This window comes from Candidatus Eisenbacteria bacterium, from assembly GCA_016867715.1.
Lineage (GTDB): Bacteria > Orphanbacterota > Orphanbacteria > Orphanbacterales > Orphanbacteraceae > VGIW01.
Window position 1 is genome coordinate 1 of sequence record VGIW01000105.1, and the last position, 10344, is coordinate 10344.

General features: G+C 67.1%; 8 protein-coding genes. 1 reads left to right on the forward strand and 7 read right to left on the reverse strand.

Annotated features, from left to right (window positions below; genetic code table 11):
* The 7 genes from FJY73_12770 to recA all read right to left on the reverse strand — a co-directional run.
* A partial coding sequence (locus FJY73_12770) for a glycosyltransferase (protein MBM3321538.1) occupies positions 1 to 607 on the reverse strand: 607 nt, incomplete at its 3' end.
* 58 nt (positions 608 to 665) lie between these two features.
* Positions 666 to 2993, reverse strand: a complete 2328-nt coding sequence (locus FJY73_12775) for a glycosyltransferase (protein ID MBM3321539.1) — start codon at positions 2991 to 2993, stop codon at positions 666 to 668.
* A 4-nt stretch (positions 2994 to 2997) separates the two neighbouring features.
* Entirely contained in the window at positions 2998 to 3561 is a 564-nt protein-coding gene (locus FJY73_12780) for an SIS domain-containing protein (protein MBM3321540.1), read from the reverse strand.
* Positions 3554 to 4420, reverse strand: a complete 867-nt coding sequence (rfbD, locus tag FJY73_12785) for a dTDP-4-dehydrorhamnose reductase (GenBank protein ID MBM3321541.1) — start codon at positions 4418 to 4420, stop codon at positions 3554 to 3556. Before rfbD ends, FJY73_12780 begins: the two co-directional genes overlap by 8 nt.
* 28 nt (positions 4421 to 4448) lie before the next feature.
* A complete protein-coding gene (locus tag FJY73_12790) occupies positions 4449 to 5291 on the reverse strand; it encodes a geranylgeranylglyceryl/heptaprenylglyceryl phosphate synthase (protein MBM3321542.1) in 843 nt (280 codons plus the stop codon).
* Positions 5221 to 7863 carry an alanine--tRNA ligase gene (gene alaS / locus FJY73_12795; protein MBM3321543.1) on the reverse strand — a complete coding sequence of 881 codons (2643 nt, stop codon included), beginning with the start codon at positions 7861 to 7863 and terminating at the stop codon, positions 5221 to 5223. The genes FJY73_12790 and alaS overlap by 71 nt, the downstream gene beginning before the upstream one ends.
* Entirely contained in the window at positions 7835 to 8929 is a 1095-nt protein-coding gene (gene recA, locus FJY73_12800) for a recombinase RecA (GenBank protein ID MBM3321544.1), read from the reverse strand. The genes alaS and recA overlap by 29 nt, the downstream gene beginning before the upstream one ends.
* Before the next feature lie 600 nt (positions 8930 to 9529).
* Here recA and FJY73_12805 point away from each other — a divergent pair.
* A complete protein-coding gene (locus FJY73_12805) occupies positions 9530 to 10204 on the forward strand; it encodes a hypothetical protein (GenBank protein MBM3321545.1) in 675 nt (224 codons plus the stop codon).
* The last annotated feature ends 140 nt before the right edge of the window (positions 10205 to 10344 follow it).

Consider the following 10344-nt stretch of genomic DNA (forward strand, 5'->3'; position numbering starts at 1 on the left):
GCTCCACCTTCTTGTACGGAACAAGCGCCGAGAGGACGAGGAAGTAGTCCTCCCGCGGGAGATCGCTCCGAAACCGCGCGACGTCGACGGGCGGATGCACGACCTCTGCCTCGCGTCCGTACGCTCTTTGAATGCGCGAGGCGATGTGCGCGGAGTTCGCGACGAAACGATCGACGCGCGAGGCGGTCCTCGCGTCCCATCGCCGGAGAGACTCCGCGACCCGCGGCATCAGGAGGCGCGTCAAGCGTCCCGTCCGCGGAGCCGCGAAGTAGTCGTCATAGAACTCCCAGACGTAGCGCATCGGCGTGTGGCAATAGCAGACATGCCGGCGGCCGCGCCCCGCCGCCGCGCCCTTCGCCACGCAGTGACTCGACGACAGAACGAAGTCGAAACCCGAGAGATCGAAACGCTCGATCGCGAACGGGAAGAGCGGGAGGTACCGCTGGTGAAACGAGCGCGCGCCCGGAAGATTCCCGATGAACGAGGTGCGAATCTTCATCGACTCGATCCTCTTCGAGACGCGCCCCGGAAGATGGAGAAGCGTGAAGAGGGTCGCTTCGGGAAGGAGCTCGCAAAAGACATCGAGACACCACTCCCCCCCGCGCATCCCCGTGAGCCAATCGTGAACGAGGGCGACGCGGCGCCCGGCGAAGGGGAGCCGTTCTCTAGCCGTGGCCGATCACCTCCTCGTAGACGCGCAGCGTTTGCTCCGCGGCGGCGCGCCACGAGAAGCGGCTCGCCCGGCGGAGGCCTTCCTGCGCGTAGCGCGCGTGAAGAGCCGGATCGCCGAGAAGCCGCGCCATCCCCTCCTCGATCGATTCCGCGCGCCCCGGGTCGACGCGGAGCCCCGCCTTCCCCACGACCTCGGAGAGGGCCGGCGTGTCCGAGACGACCACCGGGATGCCGCACGCCATCGCTTCGAGGGGCGGCAGCCCGAACCCCTCGTAGAGCGACGGGAAGACGAAGAGCCGCGTGCCTCCGTAGAGCGCGTGGAGAAATGAGTCGGACACGAAACCGGGGAAGTGAACGCATGTCTCGAGACGGCTCACGCGGACGTCGCGCGTGAGCTCGCGGGCCTTCTTCACATCGACTCCCGCGAGCACGAGGTGGCCGCCGAACCCGCTCCGCCTCAGCCTCGCGAAAGCCTCGATCAGCTTGCGGAGGTTCTTGTGCGGGAGACAGTTGCTGACGCAGAGCACGTACTCCTCCTCGAGCCCGATCGTCCGCGCCACCTCCTCGCGCGCCCGGCCGGCATCGAGCGGGACGAACCGTTCGCCCACGGCGTTGTGAACGACCACGATCTTCTCCGGATCGGCGCGAAGCACACGGACGATGTCCTCGCGCGACGCGTTCGAAACCGTGAGGACCCGCGACGCGCTTCGGATCGCCGCGTTCATCATCCCCCGCGCGTAGAGCGCCGCCGCGGGCGAGGGCGGATAGAACAAGTGAATGAGATCGTGGATCGTCACCACCGCGCGGCACGGACGCGCCACCGGGAGCACGTAGTGCGGAGAATGGAAGAGATCGATCCGGTAACGGCGCATCCGGATCGGCAGCGAGATGTGCTCGCGGAGAGAGTACTTCGGCGAGCTGTCCTCCACCGGAATGATGTTCTCCGCCCACTCCGTCTTCTCGTCCCTGTTCTGGAACACCACGTACTCCCGGTTCGGATCGATCCGCGAAAGCTCGCGCACCAGGCTTCGGATGTAGGTTCCGATCCCGAAGTCGTGGATCTTGCGGACGTCGATCCCGATCCGGCCGCGAGGGACCGACCGTTTCTGCGGCCTCGCGCTCCTTTTTTCCTCCTCGAGAATCGAGGCGATCTCTCCGAGCCGGGTCTCCCAGGTGTTCCGTCGGGCGACCTCGATCCGCTCCTCCATCCTCCCTGCCGGCTCCGGAAGGAGCGACTCCTCGATCGCTCGCGTGAACGCCTCCGCCCCGCGCGCTCTCCGGCAGTACACTCCGAACTCCGCGATCGAGGGAAGATCCACGACGACGATCGGCTTCCCCGTCGCCATGTACTCATGAAACTTCATTGGAAAAACATTGATTGTCGTCTCGTTGAGCGCGAAGGGAATCATGCAGACATCGAAACCCTTAATCCACCCGGGAAGCTCCGCGTACGGGCGCGCGCCGAAGAAGCGGACGTTCTCCAACTTTTCGAGACGCTCCACATCCTCCGTCCGGCTCCCCGTCCAAACCGGTCCGACGAGGGCGAGCGACCATTCCGGGTGCGCGCGCGCCACGTGAATGAGGAGCCCGAAGTCCACCTTGTAGTCGCTGAGAGCGCCGACGAAGCCGATGACAGGACGCGGAAGGGCGCGGAGCGGCGGAGGCACCTCGGTCTCGGGGAGCGCCGCCTTGCGGAAGTGGTCGGCGTCGGCGACGTTCGGCAAGTAGTGGGTGTTCGCGTTGTGGCGCCTCTTCCCCTCGTAGAGCGAACGGGACGTCGTGAAGACGAGATCCGCGCCCTCGAGCAGTCTCCGCTCCATCTGCTGGATCACCCGGGCCGGCACTCCCGGGTTCGCGCCGTACTCGTCCACGCAGTGATAGATCGCGAGGCTCTCGCCGAGATGCCCGACCAGATCACTCGAGGTCGGAAGAAACGTCCAGAGGATCGGGGCGCGGAAGCCGTGTTTCCGCGCGATGCGCGCGAGGCTCGTGCGAAGGATCCAGAAGTTCAGATCGCGCGCCCAGGGAACGTTGTAGAAGGGGACAATGAGCGGGGAATAGACGAGAAGGTTCTCGCCGGCCGGGCGCACGCCGCGTGCCCAATTCCGGAGCCTCCCCACGATCCGATAGAGGTCCCGCCAGCGGGCTTTCGGCCTTCGGAGCCCGAGCGACTCCACGAAGAGCACGCGGTTGTCGCGCGCGAGCCGGCTCATCAGGTGCTGGCTGTTCGTCCAAAGCTCCGCGTCCCAGTTCGCCGAGGCGATGCAGAGAATCGAGGCCCCCTTCAGGGGCGCAGCCCGGGATGACAGTCGTTCGTCCATTCCCCTACGACCGGAAGAGCCGTTCCTCGATCGCCTGACAGAGAAGGTGTCCGAGCGCGATGTGCATCTCCTGGATGAGCTGAGTGTCCTCGGAGGGAACGGCGAGAAGATGATCCGCGAGGCCGTCCTCGGCGAGGCCGCGCGCCCCGGTGAAAGCGACGTTCACCGTCCCGATCCGCCGGCCGGTTCGGAACGCGCGAAGCACGTTTCCCGAACGGCCGCTCGTCGTGATGCCGGCGAGGACGTCCCCCGGCCGCGCATACGCCTCCACCTGCCTGGCGAAAACAAGCTCGAAGCCGTGATCGTTCGCCACAGCGGTGATGAGCGACGCGTTCGTGGTGAGGGCGAGCGCGGGGATCGCGTCCCTCTTCATCGTCAAGCGGTCGATGAGCTCGGTGGCGAGGTGCTGCGCATCGGCGGCGCTCCCGCCGTTTCCGAAAAGGTAGATCTTCCCGCCGTTTCGGAGCGACTCGGCGACGCGCGAGGCGGCCGCCTCGAAGGGAGCCGCGAGCTCCTCGCGGACCCGATCGAGAACGCCGAGCCTTTCGCGCATCTTTGATTCAAACATCGAATGATTGCCTTTCTCCGATGCGCGCGAGGTGCTCCTCGAGCGCCGCTTCCCACGGCCGAAGCGGAGGGATCCCGTACTCCGCGAGCCGCACGCTCCGGAGGGTCGAACGCGCGGGACGCCGGGCCGGACGCATGCTCTCCGGCGTCGGGATCGCCCGGATCGGGATCTCCGCGCGGCCGGATAGGTCGAGGATCTTCCGAGCAAAGAGAAAGCGGCTCGCCTCGCCCGAGTTGACCACGTGGAAGATCCCTTCCGCGCGCGCGCGGACGAGATCGAGAAGCGCCCCGGCGACATCCGCTGCGTAGGTCGGCGACCCGAACTGGTCGTCGACGACCGCGAGCTCCCTCCCCTCCTTCGCCGCCTTCAGGATCGACCGGACGAAGTTCCCCGTCCCCCCTTCTCCATAGAGCCAGGCCGTCCGCGCGAGGACCGCATTCGGGACCGCCTCTCGGACTGCCCCCTCTCCCGCGAGCTTCGATTCGCCGTACGCCGAGATCGGGTTCGGCTCGTCCTTCTCCGTATACGCCTCCGCTTTCCGGCCGTCGAACACGAAATCGGTGCTGATGAAGACGAGGCGCGCGTTCCTTCGCGCCGCTTCCTCGGCCACGATCCGCGCCGCCTCCCCGTTCACTCGATGCGCGCGCTCCGGGTCCCTCTCGCAGCCGTCGACGTCCGTCCATGCGGCCGCGTGAACGACGAGATCGGGCCGGAAGCGGCCAAGGAACTCCCGAACCGCCCCGCGATCCGTTATATCCATACGATCGATGTCCGGATCTTCCACCTCTCCGAGGGATGCGAAACGAGCGCGAAGCGCGCGCCCGAGCTGACCCTCCCCGCCGGTCACGAGCGTCCGCAACGCGCCCCCCTCGACGATTCCTTCCCGGTCACGCCCGCCGGGCCGCCGCCTGGCTCCGGCCGTGAATCGCATCCGCCATCGCGCGCACCTTCTCGGCGGAGATCTCCCCCTCGAGCGCGTGCCCGACCACGACGAAATCCGCTCCCGCCTCGCGCGCCGCCGCCGCCTCCGCGGCGCTCCGAATCCCCCCCCCGACGAAGAGCGGAATGGAGACATAGCCCCGCACCGCCCGGATCGTCGCCGGCGGGACGGGGGAAGCCGCTCCGCTCCCCGCCTCGAGATAAACCGCTCGCATCCCCATGTACTCGGCGGCGAGCGCGTGCGCCATCACGATCTCCGGTCGATCCGCAGGAATCGGATGCGTTCCGGACACGAAGTGCACCGTTCTTCCGTCGCACCCGACGAGGAGATAGCCGGTCGGGATCGGCTCGAGCCCGTGCTCCTTCACGCGGGGCGCGGAGCGAACCTGTTCCTCGGCGAGGAAGAGGGGGTTGCGTCCCGAGAGGAGCGTGAGAAAGAGGATACCGTCCGCGCGGCGGCTGATCTGATGCGCGCTCCCCGGAAAGAGGATCACGGGGAGCGAGCTCCCTTCCTTCAAACCGCACACGATCGCATCTAAACGATCGCGGAGAGCGAAGCTCGACCCGACGAGGAGCGCGTCCGCGCCGTTTTCCTCGAGGAGGGCCGCCCGCGAGGGGCAGGCCGCCGGCTCGATCCTCTCCTGGTCGACGAGCGGAAGGAAGAGCGCGCCCGTCTCGCGGCGCTTCCGGAGAAGCGATTCGTACAGCGCTCCGATGGCTCTACCCTCCCTCGAGGACGGCGCGCACCCACTCCGGGATTTCGCGAAGGGCCTCCTCGAGCTTCTCGGGATCCTTGCCGCCCGCCTGCGCGAAGGTCGGTTTCCCGCCTCCGCGCCCGCCCGCGAGCCGCGCGGCTCTCCCGACGAGATCGCCCGCCGAGAGACCGCGGGAGACGAGATCGCGGCTCACCATGCCGACGAGGAACGCCTTCCCCTCGGCGCGAGTGCCGAGCACGGCAACGAGCGCCTGCTCCTCGCTCTGGAACCGGTCCACAATTCCTTGAAGGCTCGAGGGATTGCTCCCGTCGACGACCGCAGCGAGAACGCGCACGTCGCCGATCCGAACCGCCCGCGCGAGGAGATCTCCCGCGCGCCCTCCCGCCCCCTCCGTCCGCGCCCGAGCCAGCTCCTTTTCGAGGCTCTGAATGCGGCCGTGCAGAGCCTCCGCGCGCGCGACGACCTCCTCCGGCGCGGCCCGAAGCGCCTCCCCGACTCGCGCGAGCCTCTCTCGATCCTCTTGAATCCTGCGAAACGCGGCCGCCCCCGTGATCGCCTCGATCCGCCTCGTTCCCGATCCGACCGCGCTCTCCGACACGATGAGGAACGGCCCGATCTCGCCGGTCCGGCGGACGTGCGTCCCTCCGCAAAGCTCGAGGCTGTACTCCTCGACCGAGACCATACGCACGCTCTCGCCGTACTTCTCGCCGAAGAGGGCGACGGCCCCTCGCTTCGACGCCTCCTCGAACGGAACGACATCGGTGCGGACCGCCCGATCTTCCTGAACCTCCAGGTTCACGCGCGCCTCGACGCGCCCGATCTCCTCCTCCGTCATCCGCGCGAAGTGGACGAAGTCGAAGCGAAGACGGTCCGGCGCGACGAGCGACCCGGCCTGCCGCACATGGTCGCCGAGGACCTCGCGCAGCGCGCGGTGGAGAAGGTGCGTCGCGGTGTGGTTTCGCGCCGTTGCGAAGCGCCTTTCTTTCTCCACCGTCGCGCGCACCGGCGTTCCCGCGCGGATCTCCGCGGCCGCCCTCCCGAGGAGGAGAGAGCGGTCGTCGGGGGAACGAATCGCGTCCCGCACGAGAAAGAGGCGTTCTCCGCGCGCGTTCAGGATCTCGCCGGCATCCCCCGTCTGTCCTCCCGACTCGCCGTAGAAGGGGGATTTCGCGAGGATCACCATCGCTTCGTCGTTCGGGCCGATCGAGTCGACGAGACGCCCCTCCCGCACGAGGCCGGCGATCGTTGTCTCCGCTTCGAGCGTGTCGTACCCGACGAAGACGGAGGGGATCGCGGAGAGATCGGGAAGCGTCTCGCCCCCCGCGCCCGCCGACCATTGCGAACGGGTTCTCTGCTCCTCCATCGCCGCCTCGAACGCCCGGAGATCGACCGCGAAGCCCTCGGCCCTCGCCATCTCCTCGGTCAGCTCGATCGGAAACCCATAGGTATCATAGAGACGAAAAACATCGCTTCCGGGAAGAACCGTCTCCCCGTTCCTCCGGAGGCGGTCGGTGGTCTTGCGGAAAATCTCGAGCCCCTGTTCGAGCGTTCGGCGGAAGCGCTCTTCCTCCGCGCGGATCGTCGCGGCGACACGCGCGCGGCTCTCGTCGAGGGCCGGATACGCGCCGCGCATGACTTCGACCACGATCTCTCCGACCCGATCGAGGAAGAGATCGTTGATGCCGAGACGATTCGCGCGGAGAAGCGCCCGGCGGAGAATCCTCCGGAGAACGTATCCCCGCCCCTCGTTCCCCGGGAGGATCCCCTCGTGGACCGCGAAGACGAGAGCGCGCGCGTGGTCCGCGATCACCCGCACGGCGGCGAGGTTCTCGTCCTTCGCCGGATCGACGCCGCGCGCGAAGCCCCGCACCGCATCGAGGATCGGGACGAAGAGATCGGTGTCGAAGTTGCTCTCGACCCCTTGCATGATCTGCGCGAGGCGCTCGAGCCCCATCCCGGTGTCGACCCCGCGATTCGGAAGCGGCGTCCGGTTTCCTTCCTTGTCCTGGTTGTACTGCGGGAAGACGAGGTTCCAATACTCGATGTAGCGATCGCAATCGCATCCCGCCCGGCATGTCGGAAGGCCGCACCCGCGCCCGTCGCCGAGGTCGAGGTAGAGCTCCGAGCAGGGGCCGCACGGGCCGCTGTCGCCGGCCGGCCCCCAGAAGTTGTCGTCCGCTCCGAGCCGGACGATCCGCCGCGGATCGAGGCCGACCTTCTTCTCCCAGATCGCCGCCGCCTCGTCGTCCGCCTCGTAGACCGAGGCCCAGATCTTCTCCTCCGGCAGGCCGAGCACTTGGGTGGAAAACTCCCACGCCCAAAGAATCGCTTCTTCCTTGAAGTAATCGCCGAAGGAGAAGTTCCCGAGCATCTCGAAGAAGGTGTGGTGGCGCGTCGTGACGCCGACTCTCTCGAGATCCGAGCCGCGGAGGCAGGGCTGCACCGTCGCCGCGCGTCGGTACGGGATCGGTCCCGTCGCCGTGTAGTACGGCTTGAACTGCACCATCCCCGCGGTGGTGAAGAGGAGCGTCGGGTCGTCGTGCGGCGCAAGCGGCGACGCCGGGAGGATCGGGTGATTCCGTTCCCGGAAGAAGTCGAGAAAGACCTGCCGCAGCTCCTCACTCCTCGCGCGGCTCTTCCTTCCCATCCTTCTCCCTCTCCGCCGCGGGCCGGAGGAGCCCCGTCTTCTCCCGGAGCATCGTCTCGATGTTGTCGGCCACCTCGGGGTAGTCTTTCAGGAAGCGCTTGGCGTTCTCGCGCCCCTGACCGATCCGCTCCTCGCCGAACGAGATCCACGTCCCCGTCTTCTGCAGGACTTCGTGCTGGATCCCGAGATCGATGAGGTCCCCTTCCCGCGAGATCCCCTCGCCGTACATGATGTCGAACTCGGCCACGCGGAAGGGAGGCGCGATCTTGTTCTTCACGACCTTGACCTTCGTGCGGTTCCCCACGACTTCCTCGCCGCTCTTGATCGAGGCGATGCGCCGGATGTCCATGCGGACCGACGAATAGAACTTGAGCGCGTTCCCGCCGGAGGTCGTCTCCGGGTTTCCGAACATCACGCCGATCTTCATGCGGATCTGGTTCGAGAAGAGAATGCACGTGTGCGACTTCGACGTGATCCCGGCGAGCTTGCGGAGCGCCTGCGACATGAGCCGAGCCTGCAGCCCCACATGTTGATCACCCATCTCCCCTTCGATCTCCGCGCGCGGAACGAGAGCCGCGACGGAATCGATCGCGATCACGTCGATCGCCCCCGACCGGACGAGCATCTCGGTGATCTCGAGCGCCTGCTCCCCCGTGTCCGGCTGGGAGACGAGAAGGGAATCGACGTCGACGCCGAGCTTCCGGGCGTAGGCCGGATCGAGCGCGTGCTCCGCGTCGATGAACGCGGCCATCCCGCCCGCCCTCTGCGCGTTCGCGATGATGTGGAGGATCAGCGTGGTCTTGCCTGATGCTTCGGGTCCGAATACTTCAATGACTCGCCCGCGCGGCACTCCGCCTGCGCCGAGGGCGATGTCGAGCGAAAGGGATCCGGTTGGGATCACGCGGATCTCCTGGGTGACTCCGTCGACGCCGAGACGCATGATCGAGCCCTTGCCGTACTGCTTCTCGATCTGGGCGAGCGTCGATTCGAGCGCCCGGGAGGTCTCGGCCTCCGGCCCGACCTTCGTCTTCTCCTCTTTCTTCGGCTTCTCCGTCTTGCTCGGCATGAATCGTCCGTCCTTTCCGTTCCCACCCGGGACGCGAGCCCCCACCGGCGCGGGAGTATATCAGTAAAGCCCCGCCGCGTCCCCCCCCATGTGCGCCCGCGCAGGAGACCGCGGGGCTCGGTTGAGCGGAACTGCGCGCCGCCGCGTCGGTTGCCCCGTCGGCGCGGGTGGACGCAAGAGAGAAAGCGTGCTAGACTTTCGATTGCTTCCCCCTGCCGAGCCCGATCGGAAGGCAGGCCATACCCGAGCGTTCCGGGGACCCGGTCCGCGGGAGCCGGCGGTACCATTCGAGACATCCGAGAGGGGGTGGGGAGAACAAGAAAAAAACCGGCGAAATCTCACCTCTCGCTGGACTTTCCCTTGCCGATCATGTTAAGATAGGGACGCTCCCACAGCTTACGGTGCTGCGTCCCCCTCGGCGAGCGGCGCGACGGTCGGCGTTTGGAGCCGCTTAGCGAACCCCGGGGGGGCGACACGGGCGCTCCCTGCGAGAATGCCCGTGAGCCCGGTCCGGTGGTTCGGCCTTCTTCCTCCCGCGGAAAGCGGGGAGCCGAGGAGGGTCGTCAGCCTGAGATGTGTGTCCGAAAGGAGGAACGAAGAATGAGGAAGTCACTTCTGCTCGCGGCCGTGGTCGGCTGTCTCGTGGTCGCCGGGACCGCCCAGGCGACGTTGCCGTGCGCGGCGTACTCGTCGTGCGCGATCGCCCCATCGAACCCGTGCACAGGCGCGGGAGCTGCGGACCTTCGCTGGTGCCCGAAGGGCGACTACGGCGTGATCAACATTCGCGTGACCGTGCGGAACTGCCTCAACAACCCGCTTCCGAACTGCCCGGTCCGTCTCGATCTCTCGGCGATCGGCGATCCGCAGAACGAGCTGGGAACCGCGAACATGATGATCGTGGGGGCCGCGTCCCGTCTCGACACGTCGGATGCGAACGGCGCGTGCCACTACGTGGTCACCGGCGGCGGCTGCGGCCGCTTCCAGCTGACCTGGACCGCGACAGCGACCTGCGCCACGCCCGAGGTGCAGCTTTGCCAGAACGTGAACACGTACTGCGTGAAGTCCCCGGACATGAACGGGAACGGCACCGTGAACTTCCAGGACACGTTCAAGTACGCGCCTCAGGTGAACGCGGGCGTCGGCTACTGCGGCGACTTCAACTGCAACGGCTTCGTCAACTTCCAGGATACGTTCACCTATGCCGCGCACATCAGCCACGGCGGATCCTACCCGGGATTCACGATGACGGCGGGTGCTCTCGGCGACTGCCCGTAGAATTCATTCTTCGTGAACTGTTGAGGGCGGCTCTTCGGAGCCGCCCTTCCCTTTCGGCGCCGGTTGACCGGCATGTCCGGGGATGCTACCTTCCTTCGCGCGCCGCGGGTCGTCGAAACGGTCGGAGGGTTCATCATGCG